General features: G+C 69.5%; 13 protein-coding genes and 1 pseudogene. 5 read left to right on the plus strand and 9 right to left on the minus strand.

The window, feature by feature from the left end; genetic code table 11:
* The coding region (locus HFP15_RS42335) for a 2-oxoglutarate dehydrogenase E1 subunit family protein (protein WP_246272329.1) at positions 1–232 on the minus strand (232 nt) is incomplete at its 3' end.
* A gap of 300 nt (positions 233–532) precedes the next feature.
* Between HFP15_RS42335 and HFP15_RS34965 the strand changes: the two genes are divergently transcribed.
* The 3 genes from HFP15_RS34965 to HFP15_RS34975 all read left to right on the plus strand — a co-directional run bounded on the left by HFP15_RS34965 (position 533) and on the right by HFP15_RS34975 (position 4,581).
* A complete protein-coding gene (locus HFP15_RS34965; RefSeq protein WP_168521555.1) occupies positions 533–1,903 on the plus strand; it encodes an FAD-binding oxidoreductase in 1,371 nt (456 codons plus the stop codon).
* An 87-nt stretch (positions 1,904–1,990) separates the two neighbouring features.
* Positions 1,991–2,881: an oxidoreductase gene (locus HFP15_RS34970; protein WP_168521557.1), complete on the plus strand. Its 891-nt coding sequence runs from the start codon at positions 1,991–1,993 to the stop codon at positions 2,879–2,881.
* An 86-nt stretch (positions 2,882–2,967) separates the two neighbouring features.
* A complete protein-coding gene (locus tag HFP15_RS34975; protein ID WP_168521559.1) occupies positions 2,968–4,581 on the plus strand; it encodes a sugar ABC transporter substrate-binding protein in 1,614 nt (537 codons plus the stop codon).
* A 17-nt stretch (positions 4,582–4,598) separates the two neighbouring features.
* Here the strand turns inward: HFP15_RS34975 and HFP15_RS34980 are convergent, their stop codons facing one another.
* The 4 genes from HFP15_RS34980 to ald form a co-directional block, all read right to left on the minus strand.
* Positions 4,599–8,312, minus strand: a complete 3,714-nt coding sequence (locus HFP15_RS34980) for an ABC transporter ATP-binding protein (RefSeq protein WP_168521561.1) — start codon at positions 8,310–8,312, stop codon at positions 4,599–4,601.
* 34 nt (positions 8,313–8,346) lie between these two features.
* Entirely contained in the window at positions 8,347–9,231 is an 885-nt protein-coding gene (locus HFP15_RS34985; RefSeq protein ID WP_168521564.1) for an ABC-2 transporter permease, read from the minus strand.
* Positions 9,231–10,304, minus strand: coding sequence for an ABC transporter ATP-binding protein (locus HFP15_RS34990; protein WP_168521566.1), 1,074 nt, complete (start codon positions 10,302–10,304; stop codon positions 9,231–9,233). Before HFP15_RS34990 ends, HFP15_RS34985 begins: the two co-directional genes overlap by 1 nt.
* A 364-nt stretch (positions 10,305–10,668) precedes the next feature.
* Positions 10,669–11,784, minus strand: coding sequence for an alanine dehydrogenase (ald, locus tag HFP15_RS34995; protein WP_168521568.1), 1,116 nt, complete (start codon positions 11,782–11,784; stop codon positions 10,669–10,671).
* A 156-nt stretch (positions 11,785–11,940) separates the two neighbouring features.
* Here ald and HFP15_RS35000 point away from each other — a divergent pair, with 156 nt between their 5' ends.
* The gene (locus HFP15_RS35000) at positions 11,941–12,897 is read left to right on the plus strand and encodes a zinc-binding dehydrogenase (RefSeq protein WP_168521570.1); all 957 of its coding nucleotides are present in this window, start codon (positions 11,941–11,943) and stop codon (positions 12,895–12,897) included.
* On the plus strand, positions 12,897–13,073 hold the full coding sequence (locus HFP15_RS35005; RefSeq protein ID WP_168521572.1) for a hypothetical protein: 177 nt from the start codon (positions 12,897–12,899) through the stop codon (positions 13,071–13,073). Before HFP15_RS35000 ends, HFP15_RS35005 begins: the two co-directional genes overlap by 1 nt.
* Here HFP15_RS35005 and HFP15_RS35010 read toward each other — a convergent pair.
* From HFP15_RS35010 to HFP15_RS43155, 4 genes and pseudogenes are all read right to left on the minus strand, one after another.
* Positions 13,058–13,786 carry an MOSC domain-containing protein gene (locus tag HFP15_RS35010; protein WP_168521574.1) on the minus strand — a complete coding sequence of 243 codons (729 nt, stop codon included), beginning with the start codon at positions 13,784–13,786 and terminating at the stop codon, positions 13,058–13,060. The genes HFP15_RS35005 and HFP15_RS35010 overlap by 16 nt on opposite strands.
* 19 nt (positions 13,787–13,805) lie before the next feature.
* A complete protein-coding gene (locus tag HFP15_RS35015; RefSeq protein WP_168521576.1) occupies positions 13,806–15,353 on the minus strand; it encodes a PucR family transcriptional regulator in 1,548 nt (515 codons plus the stop codon).
* Positions 15,354–15,371: 18 nt separating this feature from the next.
* On the minus strand, positions 15,372–15,650 hold the full coding sequence (locus HFP15_RS44040) for an aromatic-ring hydroxylase C-terminal domain-containing protein (RefSeq protein ID WP_312871904.1): 279 nt from the start codon (positions 15,648–15,650) through the stop codon (positions 15,372–15,374).
* Between the two features lie 261 nt (positions 15,651–15,911).
* Positions 15,912–16,918, minus strand: a pseudogene (locus HFP15_RS43155) (FAD-dependent monooxygenase); the annotation flags it as partial.
* Between the last annotated feature and the right edge of the window lie 91 nt (positions 16,919–17,009).

Below are 17,009 nucleotides of genomic sequence, written 5' to 3' on the forward strand. Positions count from 1 at the left end.
GGGCGGGGGCGGCGGCCTGCCCGTTGGTCGCGGGGGTCTCCGCCGCCGTGGACTCGCCAGCGGCGGTCTTGCTGTCCGGCTCGTTGTCCGGTGCCTGCGTCGGCTTGAAGTCGGAGAAGAAGTCATGCCAGGCGGCATCTACTGAGGAGGGGTCGGCGAGGAACTGGTCGTACATTTCCTCGACGAGCCACTCGTTGGGGCCGAACTGTGACGCAGGGCTGCTGCTGGACACGGCAGGGACTCGCCTCTAATCCATCTCGATCTTGTTGTCCGGTTAATGCGCCTACCAGGCTAACCCCCCGGCTTGAGCGGTTGTGATCGAAGTGGTGTATCCGCGTTGCATCTGGGTTTGGGATTCCTCACTTGATCGATCCAGGCTCCATTCGGCGCAACTCCGGACGAAACGCCCTATCCGGGAGAGCCGGCGGAACGGACCTCGCCGAGCAAGACGTGTAGCCGGCGTCTCACCAGGCGGTGACCGCCGCCGCCGGGGGTAAAACCCCAGGTAGGCTGGTATGCCGGAGGTGGCCCGATGGACCTGGTGGCCGAGCTGCGCCGAGTCGTTCCGCACGACCGGGTGCTGGACGATCCGGACGTGATCGAGGGATATCTGCAGGATCACGCCGAGTGGGCGCCCTACGCGCAGGCCGTGGCGGTCGTCCGGCCGCGCGACACCGCCGAGGTGCAGGCCGTCGTCCGGCTGGCCGCCGAGCACCGCGTACCGATCGTGCCGCGCGGTGCCGGGACGGGGCTTTCCGGTGGGGCCAACGCCGTCGAGGGCTGCATCATGCTCTCGTTCGAGGCGATGGACCAGGTGCTGGAGATCAACCACGCCGAGCGCTTCGCGGTCGTGCAGCCCGGTGTGGTCAACGACGATCTGCGCGGGGTGTGCGCGGTGGAGAACCTGTGGTATCCGCCCGATCCGGCCAGTGCGCCGTGGTCGACGATCGGCGGGAACATCGCCACCAACGCGGGCGGGCTGTGCTGTGTGAAGTACGGCGTGACGCGGGATTACGTGCTCGCGCTGGAAGTCGTCACCGGGCGCGGCGACGTGGTGCGGCTCGGGCGGCGCACTGCCAAGGGTGTCGCCGGGTACGACCTTTGTGGACTGATGGTGGGCTCCGAGGGCACGCTGGGCGTGATCACCGAGGCGACCGTGCGGCTGCGGCCGAAGCGGGACGCGGAACGCACCGTCGCCGGATACTTCGACTCGATCGTCGCCGCCGGTGAGGCGGTGAGCGCGGTTTCGGCGTCGGGCGTGATCCCGTCCGCGCTGGAGCTGGTGGACAAGCACTGTCTCGAAGCGGTCGACGCGTGGAAGAACATGGGCCTGTCCACAGAAGCGAACGTCGTGCTGCTCGGCCGGTGTGACACACCGGGGCGCGCGGGCGACGAAGAGGCGCGGACGGTGTTGCGCTGCTTCGAGCAAGCCGGGGCGTCGTGGGCGGCGGTCTCGTCGGACGAGCAGGAGGCCGAGGCGCTGTTCGACGCGCGGCGGCTGGCGTATCCCGCGCTGGAGCGGCTCGGCCCCGTGCTCACCGAGGACGTGTGCGTGCCGAAGGCGCTGGTACCGGAAATGCTGGCCAGGATCGAGAAAACGGCGGCGCAGCACGACACGCTGATCGCCAACATCGCACACGCCGGCGACGGGAACCTGCACCCGCTGCTGATCACCCCGATCGGCGACGAGGACGCGAAACGCCGTGCCCAGGCGGCTTTCGAGGACATCATCGCCGACGCGATCGAACTCGGCGGCACGGTCACCGGCGAGCACGGTGTGGGCCTGCTCAAACGCGGCGGCCTCCAGCGCGAGGTGAGCCCGGAGGTGCTGGACATGCACCGCGCGGTCAAGCAGGCGCTCGACCCGCTGGGCATCCTGAACCCGGGCAAGATCCTGGCTTAGCGGGCAGTTCGGCCACGTTGCGTCACCGCGATCGTCCCCCGAACACCTGCTTGTCACCGGCTGCGCCCTCGGTCACGATGGGTAGCCATGGTCGCCTGGAGCGAGTCCGACATCGGTGATCTCACCGGCAAGATCGCCGTCGTGACCGGAGCCAACGGCGGCCTCGGGATGCAGACCACCCGCATGCTCACCGAACACGGCGCGAAGGTGATCATGGCCGTTCGCGACCCGGCCAAGGCCGAGGCCGCACGCGGAGACCTGGCCGCGGACATCCTCCGGCTCGATCTCGCCGATCAGTCGAGCGTCGCGAAATTCGCCGGCGAGACCGCCGCCCGTTACGACCGGCTCGATCTGCTCATCAACAACGCGGGCGTCGCGATGGTCAACCCGACGCCGACCGTGGACGGGTTCGAACCGCATCTCGGGGTCAACCACCTCGGGCACATGGCACTCGCGGTGCGGCTGCTGCCCATGCTGGTGTCCACAAAGGACTCGCGGATTGTGACGATCACGAGCGTCTCGCACCACCTCGCCCGGTTGCGGCTGGACGACCTCAACGGCGTCACCAACCGTTACGAGGCCTACTTCCACTCCAAGCTCGCGAACATGACGTTCACCGTCGAACTCGCCCGCCGCCTCGCCGCGGCCGGGCACTCGACGCGCGCGCTGGCAAGCGATCCCGGCATAGCCCGCACCATGCTGGCCCGCACCGACACGAGCCGGATCATGCGGACGACCGCCATCGTCACCCCGTACCTGGTGCCCACCCAGTCGGCCGCGCACGGCGCCCTGCCCACCCTGCGTGCCGCGGTCGACCCGGACTCCCGCGGCGGGCAGCTGTACTCGCCGCGCTTCCTCGTCGTCGGGCCGCCGGTCCGCACGCGACCCAGCCGCCGTGCCCTCGACCCCGAGGCCGGCCGCAGGCTGTGGGAGCTGAGCCTGGACCTGTTGCGGCTCAACGAACCTGACGTGCTCTAGGCCGAACGGCCCAATTCTCGCGTCGGCGACCGGCTATTTACCGCATTACGCGTTTTCGGCGGACAAGAGCCGATTATCTTCAGCTCGTGCGGTCACTTGAGTACCTCGCTGCGCCCGCCGTTTTCGGCGATATCACCACGATCGTCGGTACGGTCACCGCGTTGTGCGCCGCCTTGACCGCGGTGTCCACAGTGGTGGTCAAGCTCCGGACGCGGCGGCGCCGATACCGGGCCCAGCAGCTCAAAGCGAGCTGGAACGTCAGCTCCGAGGCCGCGGACACCGGTGCGTTCCTGTCCAACCGGTCCGCGTTCGACTACGAGGACGTGCGGCTCACCGTGTCCTGCGGGGCACCCGGGCGGCAGGCCTGCCAGCCGGTCGGCCTGTTGCCCGCCGAGAGCAAGCATCTCTGGCCGAGCGCGTCGGTACACGAGCAGATAGGCTCTCCGCAGGTCGATGGGGAGTCGCATGACAATCAGCCACACAGGGTTCAGGTCACGTTCCGCACGGACGCCGGGTACTGGCACCTCGGCGACAAAGGGGTCGAGCGCGTGCGCTCGCTGGTGATCTGGGCCGAACGCAACCGGGCCGAGACGCTGCGGCGGTACTTCGGCCATCGCAGCGCGTTCCGCAAGGGCTATTCCGTCGCGGTCACGGTCGAGCCCTTCGAGCGCACCGAGGAACTGGAACACGCCTTCACCCACCTCGCCGCCACGGGGGAGCCGCTGCGCGGGTTCCAGGTGCCGGACGTGGTGGCGGGCCCGCACGACTGGATCGGCCGTGTCGCGCGTGAGCGGTCGGTGGAGCCGCCCTTGCTCGACCCGGCGAAGCTGCCGGAGATCTCGCCGGTCGCGCGGGCGGCGCTCAGCCGGAACGGCCGGATGTACGCGATTCCGTACGTGTTCGACAGCGTCGCACTGATCCGCAACGACGCGCTGGCCGGCGGCCCCATGCCGGCCACCTTCGGTGACGTCGTCTCCGCCGGGGTGGCGTTGCAGGTCGGCGCGCCGGACGACACGGGCAACGCCGGCGACCCCTACCACATGTGGCCGCTGTTCTCGAGTCTCGGCGGTTCGTTCTTCGGCCTGGGGGACAAGCGTTTCGAGGACATCGCGAGATGGCGAGAGTCCTTTGTGGATGCTTTCGTGCGACTGGGCAAGCTGGGCCTGGATCCACGCGTCGGCCGCGCCGAGGCGCTGGAGTCCTTTCTCGAGGGCAAGGTGCCCTACCTGGTCTGCTCCTCCCGCGCGCTTCGCGCGATCAAGGAGAAGCGTCTCGACGTGACGGTCGGCGCCGTGCCACCGGCCGGGGAACGTCCCGCGCGTCCGCTGGTTTCGGTCTACGGGCTGTTCATCTACGAGAACGCGCCGAACCTCTCGGCCGCGCGTGAGCTGGTGGCGAGCTACCTCGCGTCGCCCAAGGCCGGACAGGAGCTCAACCGGTACCAGCAGCTCGTGCCAGTGCAGGAGGAGGCCATGTCGACGGTCGCGGAGGCGGACCCGGTGCTGCGGCCCTATGTCGAGCAGTGCCGCGCGGGAATGGTCATGCCCTCGTATCCGGAGATGCGGGAGGCGTGGCAGCTGATCGGCCGCACGGAGTACCAGATCCTCAGCGGTACCGGCGATGCCCCTGAGGTCGCGAGCAAGGCGGCCGACGAGGGCTGGGAACTACTGCGCGAGGCCCGCGAAGCACAGGCAGGCTAGCCGGACCGGCCCTGGCCTCAATCGGTCTCCTGCCTGCCCGTTCGCCACAGTTCGGCGTAGTGACCGTTGGCCGCCAGTAGCTCCGCGTGCGGTCCCTGTTCGATGATGCGGCCGTGGTCCAGCACCACGATGCGGTCGGCGCGGGCGGCCGTGGCCAGCCGGTGCGCGACGACGAACGTGGTGCGGCGGTTGGTCAGGCTCTCCGTGGCCTGCAGGACCGCCGCCTCCGTCGACGGGTCGAGTGCGGCCGTCGCCTCGTCCAGCAGCAGCACATCCGGCTTCACCAGCTCCGCCCGCGCGAGCGCGACCAGTTGCCGCTGCCCGGCCGAGAGCGAACGACCGCGTTCGCCCACCTGTTGCCGGAAACCCGAAGGCAGCGCGGCGACCCCGTCGAGCGCGCCGACCGCGCGCACGGCGGCTTCGACCTCCGCGTCGCCGGCATCCGGATCGCCGTAACGCACGTTGTCGGCGACCGTGCCGGAGAACAGGTGCGCTTCCTGCGGAACCACACCCATCCGGTGCCGCAGGCCGGGCAGGTCGTAGTTCCGCACGTCCACGCCGTCGATGCTGACCTTCCCGCCGGTCGCGTCGTAGAAGCGTGCCACGAGCTTGACCACCGTCGACTTGCCGGCACCGGTCGCGCCGACCAGCGCCACCGTCTCGCCGGGCACGACCTTGAGTGAAATGTCGTTCAGCGCCAGGGAATCCGAACCGGAATACGCGAAGTCCACGGCGTCGAAGGCCACCTCGCCGGACAGCTTCGCGGGCACCTCGACGGGATTGGTGGCCGCAGGCACGGTCGTCGGCGTACGGAGCAGGTCGGCGATGCGCCGCAGGCCGACCTTCGCCTGCTGGTACCCGTCGAAGACCGAGGACAGTTGCTGGATCGGCGAGAAGAACAGGTTCAGGTACAACAGGAACGCCAGCAGCACACCGACCGCGAGCGTCCCGTTCGCGACCCGGTTCGAGCCCACCAACAGCACCACGGCCTCGGCGACACCGGAAAGCATTGTCACGAAGGGAAAGTACGTCGCGACATAGCGCTGCGCCCGCAGCCGGGAACGCCGGTAGGCATCGCTGCGCGAGGCGAACCGCTCCGCCGAAATCTCCTCCCGGCTGTAGGCCTGCGCGACCCGCAGACCGCTGACGTTCTCCTGCATGTCGGCGTTGACCACGCTGACCCGCTCGCGTGCCTCGTTGTAGGCGGCCGAGGCCAGACGCCGGAAGATCACCGTCGCGACGACCAGCACCGGCAGCACCGAAAGTGCGTACAGGGCAAGGGAAACGTCGGTGAACAACAGCGCGCCCGAAATGCCGAGCAGGGTCAGTGCGCTGATCACCGCCTGCGCCAGCCCGGTCTGCAGGAACGTCGACAGCGCGTCGACGTCCGTGGTCATCCGGGTCATGATCTTGCCGGACAGTTCGCTCTCGTAGTAGTCGAGGCCGAGTCGCTGCAGATGGGCGTAGCTGCGCACCCGTAGCGAGTACAGCACCGACTCGCCCGCGCGCGCCGTCACCCTGGTCTGAAAGAAGATGACCACCCAGTCCAGCAGGATCAGCGCCGCGCCGATCCCGGCCGTCAGCCACACCACCGCCTCCACACCGGGCCGCACCCCGTGGTCGACACCCTGCTGGTACAGCGCGGGCAACGCGATCGAGGCCACCGCGTCCAGCCCGACCAGCACTATCACCGACGTCAGCAGCAGCCGCACCGGTCGCAGCAGCCGGCCGAGCTGGAAACGCGGATCCGGTGCGGTGACGTCGCCCATGCCCTCCGGGCTGTCGGTCGCGGGCGGCAGTTTCCGCACGCCCTCGAGGAGTTCCTCGGTCGGCGGCGCATCCAGCGAAGCGGCGCCGCGTGCGGCCATCGCCGGGGCCGCACTCCGCTGCGCCGGAACGGCTTCCTCCGCGACGTCCGGCCACAGCTCGGGCGTGATCCCGTCGGGCCGCATCTCGCAGTCGCACTTCGTCGCTTCCTCGACACCCTCGCCGGGCCCGGCGACCAGCTCGCGGAACAGCCGGCAGCGTTCCTCCAGCTCCGCGGCGGTGCCGACGTCGACAACCCGCCCCGAGTCGAGCACCGCGATCCGGTCGGCGAGTGCCAGCGTGGAGCGCCGGTGCGCGATCAGCAGCGTGGTGCGGGTCGCCGTGACGGTGCGCAGCGTCTCGTAGATCGCGGCCTCGGTGACCGTGTCGACCGCCGAGGTGGCGTCGTCGAGAATCAGCACGCGCGGATCGGTGAGCAGCGCCCGCGCCAGGCCCAGCCGCTGCCGCTGCCCACCGGAGAGGGTCAGGCCGCGCTCGCCGACCATCGTGTCGTAGCCCTCGGACAGCTCCGAGATGAACTCGTGTGCCTCGGCGGCCTTCGCGGCGGCGACGATCTCCTCCTCGCTCGCGTCCGGTCTGCCGTAGGCGATGTTCTCGCGAATCGACGTGGAGAACAGGAACGCTTCCTCGAACACCACACCGATCGCCTTGCGCAGCTCGGCCAGCCGCACCTCACGCACATCCTTGCCGCCGACCCGCACCGAACCGTCGTGCACGTCGTAGAAGCGGGGCAGCAGCAAGGAAATCGTGGACTTCCCCGAACCCGCGGTGCCGACCAGCGCGAGCGTTTCGCCCGGTTTCGCCTCCAGCGAAAGACCGTTCAGCACCGGTTCCGTCCGGGTGTAGCCGAAACGCACGTCGTCCAGCCGCACGGAAAGCGGCCCCTCGGGCAGCGGGCCCGCGTCCGGCGCGTCACGCACCTCCGGCTGCGCGTCGACCAGTTCGTACACCCGGTCCGCGCCCGCACGGGTCAGCTGCGCCTGCACCACCAGCGACGAGAGCATCCGCGCCGGGCCGACCAGACCGGAGACGTAGCTGGCGAACGCGAGGAAGGTGCCGAGACTGACCTCGCCCCGCAGCGCGAGGATCCCGCCGACCGCCAGCACCGCGACCTGCCCCGCCGCGGGCAGCGCCGACGTGGTCGCCGTCGGGATCGCCGACAGCCGCGCCGCCCGCAACCGTTCCGCGAACAGCCGCTTCGCCGCCTTCTCCAGCCGGGCGACCTCGCGCGCCTCCTGGCCGAAGCCCTTGACCACGCGGACCCCGGTGACCGTCTCCTCGACGTGCTGTGCGAGGTCCGCGGCACGCTGCTGCGCCGACCAGGTCGCCGGGAACAGCCGCTTGCGTGCCGCGCCCGCGACGATCGCCACGGCCGGGACGACGACCAGTGCGATCACCGTCAGCAGCGGCGACATCCACAGCATCGCGGCCAGCGAGAACAACGCGAAGAACACCGACCCCGCCGACAGCGGGGTCATCATCAGCAGCGACACGACCAGCTGCAGGTCGGTGATGGCCCGCGACACGATCTGGCCGGTGCGCAGCGAGTCCTGCTTGCCGCCGTCCAGCCGCGAGACCGCGTTGAACACCGCCTGCCGCAGGTCGTGCTGCACGTCCAGGGCGAGCCGCCCACCGAAGTAGCGCCGCACGAACGCGGTGGCGAACATCAGCACCTGCACCGCGACGAGACCGCCGGCGAGCAGGCCGAGCCGTGCCGTGGTCCCCGCCACCGCGTCGTCGACGGCGGAGCGGGTCAGCAGCGGCGACACCGCCTGGAGCCCGACGCTCAGCACCGCGGCGGCGAGCGACAGCACAACGAGAACCGGGTGCCGCCAGCAGGCGGCACCCAGTCTGCGAATCCAGCCGGTATGCGGTTGCACGGTGGTGGTGGGTGCGGCAGTCACACAGCCAGGCTATGCCGCACCACCGACAAACTGCTCAGGTGATGTCGCGACGCTGGTTGGAGATCCAGCCTCCGACGAAGAAGACCATGGTCCAGGCCAGGAACACCAGCGCCGAGGCCCACCACGAGAACGCACCCGGCGCACCGGCCACGTACTGCAGCGTCCACTGTGTCTCCTGATCCAGCCCGGGCACCTTCACCCCGGCCGCGCCGAACGCCTGCGCACCGATCGCGCCCACGATGCCGTTCATCGTGCCGTTCGGCAGCACCCCGCCGAGCCAGTCGACGTGCCACAGCCCGTAGAACAGCAGCACCAGCACGTTCTCCACGATCAGCAGGTAGATCGTCAGCGTGATGACGCTGCCGACCACGCTGTTCCACACCGCGCCGACACCGATGCCGAACAAGGTGGCCAGGATCCCGGCCAGCACGGCCGCCCCGACGACGCCGAGCCACTGGCCCGCGGTCGGCAGCCGCTCGCTGTTCACCGTCAGGACGATGCCCAGGCTCGACGCCGCGGCCACGATCAGGCCGTAGATCGCGCCCCAGATCGAGTAGGTGATCATCTTCGCGCTCAGCACGGACACCCGGTTCGGCGCCGTGAGGAACGTCGTGGTGATCGTCTTCTTGCTGTACTCGCCGGCGAGCGCGAACACCCCGAAGATCACCGGAAACGTCAGGCCGATGTTGATGCCGTGCCCGATCGCAAGGAGGCCCATCGGCAGATTGCCGGTCGAGATGCCCAGCGCCTCCGCGATCAACTGTGTCTCGCGGCTGCTCAGCACGTCGCCCACCTTGTTGGCGAACGCGCCCCAGCCCAGCGCGAAACCGAACGCGAAGACGACCGCAGGGATCATCAGACCCCACCAGCTCTTGGTGGTCAGCGTCTTGCGGAACTCCGCGTTGATCAACCTGCCCATCAGCGCTGACCTCCCCAACCCTGCTGCGGTCCGGGCTGCTGATAGCCCGGGGGCGCCTGATACTGCTGTTGCGGTGGGCCGTAGCCGGGCTGCGGCGGACCCCAGCCACCACCGGGCGGCGGCTGCGGCGGCTGATACTGCTGCTGTTGCTGCATCGGGGCGCCGGTGTAGGCGCCGTTGGTCAGCTGGAAGAACAGCCGCTCCAGATCGGCGCGGTCCTCCTCCATGCCGTAGACCGCCAGGCCCGACTGCGCCACGAGGTCACCGATCTGCTGGCGCGTCGCCCCTGCCACCGCGACCCGGCCGTCCGGGGTCGGCTCCACCTGCGGGTAACCGGCCTCCTGCAACGCTTTGACCAACGCGTTCGGATCGGCGGCCTGCACCAGCACCCGGGTCTGCTGGGAGCCGCGCAACTGCTCCAGCGAACCGTAGTACCGTGTCATGCCGTGGCTGATGATCACGACCTGGTCGATGGTCTGCTCGACCTCCGACAACAGGTGACTGGACACCAGCACGGTGCGGCCCTCGCGGGCGTAGGCGCGCAGGAAGTTGCGCAGCCACAGGATGCCCTCCGGGTCCAGTCCGTTCGCCGGCTCGTCGAGCACCAGGACCTGCGGGTTGCCCAGCAGCGCGGTCGCCAGCGCCAGCCGCTGCCGCATACCGAGCGAGAAGTCACCCGGCTTCCGGTTCGCCGCCCCCGCCAGGCCCACCAGCGCCAGCACCTCGTCGGCACGCTGGTCCGGCACCCCGATCGCCGCCGCGTACACACGCAGGTGATTGCGTGCCGTCCGCTTCGGATGGAAGCCTTCGTTCTCCAGCACGGCCCCGACCACGCGAGCCGGATTGCCCAGCTGGTGATAAGGAAGGCCGCTGATCGTCGCGCTGCCGGCCGTCGGCGTCACCAACCCGAGCAGCATGCGCAACGTGGTGGTCTTGCCGGCACCGTTCGGCCCCAGGAACCCGGTCACGGAGCCCGGCTCCACGGCGAAGCTCAAGTTCTGCACGGCGGCGACAGGACCGAACGTCTTACTGAGGTTCTGCACGAGAATGCGGCCACTGCCGTCGTTCTGCATGGGTCCCCCTTGATCCGGCGATAGGTCATGATCTGCGCAGCGGCCATCCTGCCCTATCCGGGCCCCTGACGTGGTCAGCGGGGCGAACGTCACTCTTCGTCACTAACTCACGGCAGTTGAGTACAGGCAGTGAAGAAGTATTTTTGAGCAAAACCGGAGCCCCATGCAGCGAACTCCGGACTTACCACCTAAGCTTGTTGTTGGCGGCCCGCTCCCAGTGACCCCCAGGCTGGTTGAGCGGGCCGCCCCTTCTTTTCCGTCACCCCACCCGCCTCGCGAGTTGAGCTTTCTGTGCGCGCGAGTTGAGCTTTCCGGGTGCGCGAGTTGAGCCTTCCGTGCGTGCGAGTTGGTGGTTGGGGGCGGCTTATCGCAGGACGGTTCGGGTTGGTGTGTGGGGGAGGTTGTGCGCTTCGGCCACGGGGCCGTTGGTCAACCTGCCTTGGTGGGCGTTCAAGCCTTTTGCCAGTGCTGGATTGGTTTTCAGGGCTGTGTGCCAGCCCTTGTCGGCCAGGGACGTGGCGTACGGCAGCGTCACGTTGGTCAGGGCGTAGGTGCTCGTCCGCGGGACCGCGCCCGGCATGTTGGCCACGCAGTAGAAAATCGAATCGTGGATCCGGTAGGTCGGCTCGTCGTGCGTCGTCGGGCGCGAGTCCGCGAAACAGCCACCCTGATCGATCGCGATGTCCACCAGCACACTGCCCTTGTGCATGCGGCTCACCAAGTCGTTGCCGACCAGCTTCGGGGCCTTCGCGCCGGGAATCAGCACCGCGCCGATCACCAGATCCGCCGCCCGCACGGCATGATCCACTGTGTACGCATTGCTGGTGACCGTGTGGATCTGGCCGCCGAAATCCTGATCGATCTGCCGCAGGCGGTCGACGTTGGTGTCCAGGATCTCGACATCCGCGCCCATGCCCCGCGCGACCCGTGCCGCGTTCAGTCCCGCCACACCGCCGCCGATCACGACGACCTTCGCCGGATGCACACCGGGAACTCCGCCCGGCAGCACGCCCCGGCCACCGCTGGGCTTCATCAACGCATACGCACCGACCTGCGGAGCCAGCCTGCCCGCCACCTCCGACATCGGCGCCAGCAACGGCAGTGCGCCGTTGTCCGTCTGCACCGTCTCGTAAGCGATCGCCGTCGTGCCGGCCTTCAGCAGCGCGTCCGTGAGGGCACGATCCGCGGCGAGGTGCAGGTAGGTGAACAGCACCTGGCCTGCGCGCAGCCGCGGGTACTCCTCGGCGATCGGCTCCTTCACCTTCAGCACCAGCTCACCCTCGGCCCACACGTCGTCCGCGCCGGCGAGGATCTTCGCGCCCGCCGAGATGTACTCGTCGTCGCTGATCGCCGAACCCGTGCCCGCCTCGGTCTCGATGAACACCTCGTGGCCGTGCTGGGTCAGCTCGTGCACTCCGGCCGGGGTCAGCGCCACCCGGTACTCGTGCTTCTTGATCTCACGGGGGACGGCGATACGCACGACTTCCTCCTGCTCGCTGTTAGGGCGTGGTGGTGACCACGGTGAACCACCCGGATGGCGGTGTCATCGTGCGCCCACGACAATCCTCCCGCGCTCACCTGGTTCTCGCACCACAGCGTTGACCTCCACCTAGGTCGAGGTAGGAAGCTGGTTCGCATGAGAGCCGTGTGGTTGAAGGAGTTCGGCGGGCCGGACAATCTGCTGACCGGGCAGGCCCCCGAACCCGTTGCCGGACCGGGCGAGGTGCTGATCGACGTGACGTTCGCCAACATCACGTTCGTCGAGACGCAGCTGCGTTCCGGCAGGACCGGCCCGTTTCGGCCCGAATTGCCCGTCATTCCCGGAAACGGGGTCGGCGGGGTGGTGCTCGCCGCCGGAGAGGGAGCCGGCGGGGAGCTCATCGGGCAACGGGTCGTGACCAGCCGCAACGGCTCTGGCGGGTACGCCGAGCGGGTGGTCGTGCCCGCGTCCGCGCCGTTCGGCGTACCCGACGCGGTGCCGCTGGACGAGGCCGTCGCGCTGCTCGCCGACGGTCGCACGGCCACCGCGCTGATTCGTGCCGCGGGGGTGCGGGAGGGTGACCGGGTGCTCATCGAAGCCGCGGCAGGCGGCGTGGGCAGCCTGCTGGTGCAGTTGGCACACAACGCCGGTGCGACGGTGGTCGCCGTCGCGGGCGGGCCGGGGAAGGTCTCGCTCGCCGAGGAACTGGGCGCCGACCATGCGATCGATTACTCGTGGTCGGACTGGCCCGGCCGCGTGCGAGCCGCTGTCGGCGCGGTGGACGTCGTTTTCGACGGCGTGGGCGGACAAACCGGCGCCACGTCGTTCCGGCTGCTGGAGCGTGGCGGCCGGTTCTTCAGCTACGGGCTCGCGAGCGGCGCGTGGGCGCCAGTATCCGAAGAGGACGCCGCAGACCGCGGCGTGAGGCTGCACCGTGGTCCGCTTGGCACGCCGGAGGAATTGCGCGAGTGCACCGAGAGCGTGCTCGCCGAAGCGGCGGCCGGACACGTGAAACCCGTTATCGGGCAACGTTTCCGGCTCGAGCAGGCCGCAGAAGCCCACCGTGCGATCGAGTCCCGCGCGACGCTCGGGAAGACGTTGCTGGTGGTGTGATGTTCGACGTCGACGCCTTCCTCGCGCGCCCGCTGCCCGCGCGCGTCGCCGCGAACCGGAGCTGGCGCTGGCGCCCGAGATCTCGTCACTACCTCTGCGAGGAGCCGGAAGTGGAATGGCTTGGAATCCGCCCGCGGTCGCTGCGTGCCAAGGACTTCAGCTACAGCACCGGCTGAACCGAGGCGGCTTCTCCGACACGCGCCACGCCAGCGCGGGTCACACGCATAATCATGCCGAACTTGTTCTCGTGCTGCTCGATCAGCCAGGTCTGCAGTTTCGGCCAGCGCTCGCGGCCCGCCGCATCCCAGCTGGGCACGGCGCAGCGGATGCAAGGACCCGAGTTCTTGCCGGTCGCGGTCAGTTCCACCTCGCCGACGGTGATCCTCGTGTCCTCGCCCCAGTCCTCTTCCGCGAACGCGGGCGCGTCCAGCTCCAGATGCATGTTCGTGCGGAAACGGTCGAGGTCCACCGGCGCGCCCAGTTCCCGTTCCAGCGCGACGCGGGACGCCTCGAACGTCACCAGCACCGTCGGCCCGCGGTCCTGCATACCGTCGGCGGCGCGCAGTTCCAGCGGTATCCCGAGCGAGGCCGACAACGCGCCTGCCACGCCGGGATCGGTCCACGACCACTTCGTTCCGTCGGGTCCCCGCAGGGCCGGCGGAGCCGAGTAGGCCACCGGCTCGTCGTCGTAGAAACTGCGCCACGTCAGCATGGCGGGGTTCTGCCGGACCGTGAGCACACTGCCCCTGCGCCTGTCCCGCTGATCGATCAACGCGAACGCGCGGTCGCCCGCCATGCCGCGATCGTCGAACCGTGCCGCGGCCACCCGCTCACCGCGCAGCGACTTCACCGGCCAGCGATTCAGCCCGGCCACCGTCCCCTCGAACATTTCACAATGCTAGCGGCGATCACGACCATCGAAGCGCGACCAGCTGGGTGATCAGGGCCAACCGGACATCAGGATCGTCCAGATCGAGGGGGACCAGTTCCAGCAACCGGCGCATCCGGTAGCGAAACGTGTTCGGATGGATGCGCAACGCCTTGGCCGCCGCACGCGGATCGCCCGGAAACCGCAGCCATTCGTAGAGCGTGTCGACATAGCCGGTGCGGTTGGCCTGATCGTGTGCCCGCAAACGCTCCAGCGGCCCCAGTTCGGTGACCCTCGCCGGGCCTGCCGCAGTCGCCGCGCGGTGCAGGATCAGCGCGGTCCACAGGTCGTCGAAGCTGCCGACGTGCCCCGGCAGCAACCCCGCCCGCAGCAGGCCGAGCGTTTCCTCAGCCTGCGAACGGGAACGCGCCAGTTCGGCGATCTCCACCGGCGCGCCCGCGGCGACCCGTGGCCGCGACTTCTCCTTCAACTCACCGAACGCGGCCCGAAGCTCCGCCCACGAACCGGGACCAGCGCGCTCGGGCACGACCGCGTACAGCGCCGCACCGAGTTCGGTCACCACCGGCCGCCTGCCGATGCCCTGGGAAATCCTCTCCAGCAACGCGAGCCGCATGCCCTCGGCGTCGGGTGTGTCGCTGCCCGGCGTCTCGATGACCACGACGCGATGCGGTTCGTCGCTCAGCTCCAGCTCCGCGATCGCCTTGCGTGGCCCCACTTTTCCTTCCAGTACGGCACGCAGCAGTTCGGCGGAAGCGCGGCGCCGGGCGTCGGCGTGTGCCCGCCGCCGCAGCAGATGCAGTGCGACCACGGGAGCGGTGTCGGCGAACGCGGCGGCGCGCTCGTCGGAGACCGGTCCGGTGACCACCGCCCACATCGAGCCCAGCAGTTCGCCGCCCATCCGGATCGGCACGATCAGCCGGGGCAGCGTGCCATCCCGTTGCGCGGGAACGAAAATCGTCTGCCGTCCGCGGGAGAGCTCCCGGAACACCCCGCGCGAACGGAATTTCGCGAGCACGTCGTCCGGGATGCGGCGGCCCATGATCGTGGACACGCGTGCCGGGTCGGTGAGGTCCTGGCGGGCCGAGTAGGCGACCACCCGCGAGTTGGTGTCCTCGATCGTGACCGGCGCGTCGACCACCGCGGCGACCGCGTCGGCCAGCCGGAACAGGTCACCGGAGCCCTGCTCGTCCTCGTCGATCGTGTCCTCGGCCGCGTCGAGAACCGTGCGCAGCAGCCAGACCAGCTGTGCCCACGCGGTGGCCGGACGGACCTCGACCAGTGCGATGCCCGCCGAGCGGGCCGCCCGGCGCACGGCGGTCTTCTGCGTGACCGGGGGTTTGAGCAGTACGGCGGCGGCCTCGCGCTCGGCGCTGTGACGCACCAGCGCGACAGCCGCGTCCGACTCCGCGATCGACACACCGAGCACGAGGTCGCCCGCCGCGATGTGCGTGCCGGCGCCCGGCTCGGCGATCACCACATCCGAGACCTGGGGGCACACGCCGGGCACCGACACCGCGTGCAGCAGTGTCGGCCCGACCCGGTCGACAACGCTGCGGACGGAGACCATTTCCGCAGCATACGGCCGCTACCGGTGCAGCAGTTGATCGAGCACGCCCGACACGGTGGTGGCGGCGTCAGCGACCGGTCCCGGCGAGCGCCACGCCACGATCCCGTCCGGTCTGATCAGGCTCGCGCCGCCCGGCCGCAGGCCGTACCGGGCCGCGAACACGTCGTGCGGATCCCGGAAGTCCACCCCCGCCTCCAGCGCCGGTACCTCGGCCTGCCGCCAGCCGGGCCCGTTCGCCAGCAGCAGCCACCCACGGCCGAGCAGGTCCACAGTGGACCGCGCGGTGCCGCCGGTCACGATCGGCACGTGCGGCGCGCGGAAACCCGGGCGTCCGCTCGGCTCGTTCGGGTTCTCCGTCGGGCGGGGGTCCTCGTCGTCGGCGAGCACGGCGGTCGATCGGTAGCGGAACCCGAGCGCGATCTCGATCGGGTCGACCGGTGCGCCGACACCGGTGAGGTCGAGGTCGGGGAACATGCGCTGCTTCGCGTTGTGCAGCGACGTGTCCACGACGATCTGCGCGACCGGCCTGCGCTCGGCCTCGTAGGTGTCCAGTAGTTCCGGGCCCGCCTCGCCGCGCACGACGGTCGCGAGCTTCCACGCGATGTCGTGCCCGTCGCCGACCGCGGTGTTGCCGCCCATACCCCGGTCGGCGGGGTGACCTTGGCGGCGTCCCCGACGAGGAAGACCCGGCCCGAGTGGAACTTCCTGGCGATGCGCGCGGCCATCTCCCACGTGCCGACCCAGCGGATCCCGGGCTCCAGATCGGGCAGATCGGTCGCGATCCGGATCAGCCGCAGGAGCCGGTCGTGCGAAAAGTCGGCGACGGTCTCCTCCGGCTCGCAGTCGGCGGCGAACACGTAGCGGCGGGGCACGTCGGTGTTGACCAGCGCACCCGTGAAGTCCGGATTTCGCAGGTAGTAGAGGTCGGTGAGGTCGGGCTTGAGCCGGTCGCCGAGATCGGCGTCGAACACGACCCCGATCGACTTGGCGATCGCGCCGATGCCGTCGCAGCCGATGCCGAGCCACTCGCGCACGCGACCGCGCCCGCCGTCCGCCGCGACGAGGTAGCGTGCCCGGATCTCGTACGGTTCCCCGTCCTCCGGCGTCACGACGGCGGTGACCCCCTCGCTGTCCTGCTCGAACGACGCCAACGCGGTGGAGAAACGTACCTGTGCGCCCGATTTTTCCGCTGTGGCGAGCAGAATCGGCTCCACCACGTCCTGTCCGGCCATGCCCCACGGTGTGCCGGCGGCGACGCCGAGGTCGATCTCCGACGCGTCCTCCAGTATCCGGTGGAACACCTGCCCGGCGAGGCTCGCCGCGATCGTGATCCGCAGCCCCTGCGACGCGCGTTCGCTGACGCCGAGCACGTCGCCCTCGATGCCCGCCCATCGGTACAGCTCCATGGTGCGCGGGTTCTGCCCGGACGCCCGCGGGTGCGGGGACGTGCCCGGATGCCGTTCGACGGTGACCACCCGGACACCTTGCTGTGCCAGGAACATCGACGCGGTCAGTCCGCCCAGCCCGGCGCCGACGACGAGAACGTCCGCCTGTTCTTTCCTCATGAGCTACCCCTTTGCCCGTGAAACCTCCCTTGCTAAATATCTTAGAAACTAAGAGACTTGGAAATCAAGTTATATCACGGGCTGAGAGCGG

Origin of the sequence: Amycolatopsis acididurans (genome assembly GCF_012328925.1) — a bacterium.
In the GTDB taxonomy this organism is placed as follows: domain Bacteria; phylum Actinomycetota; class Actinomycetes; order Mycobacteriales; family Pseudonocardiaceae; genus Amycolatopsis_E; species Amycolatopsis_E acididurans.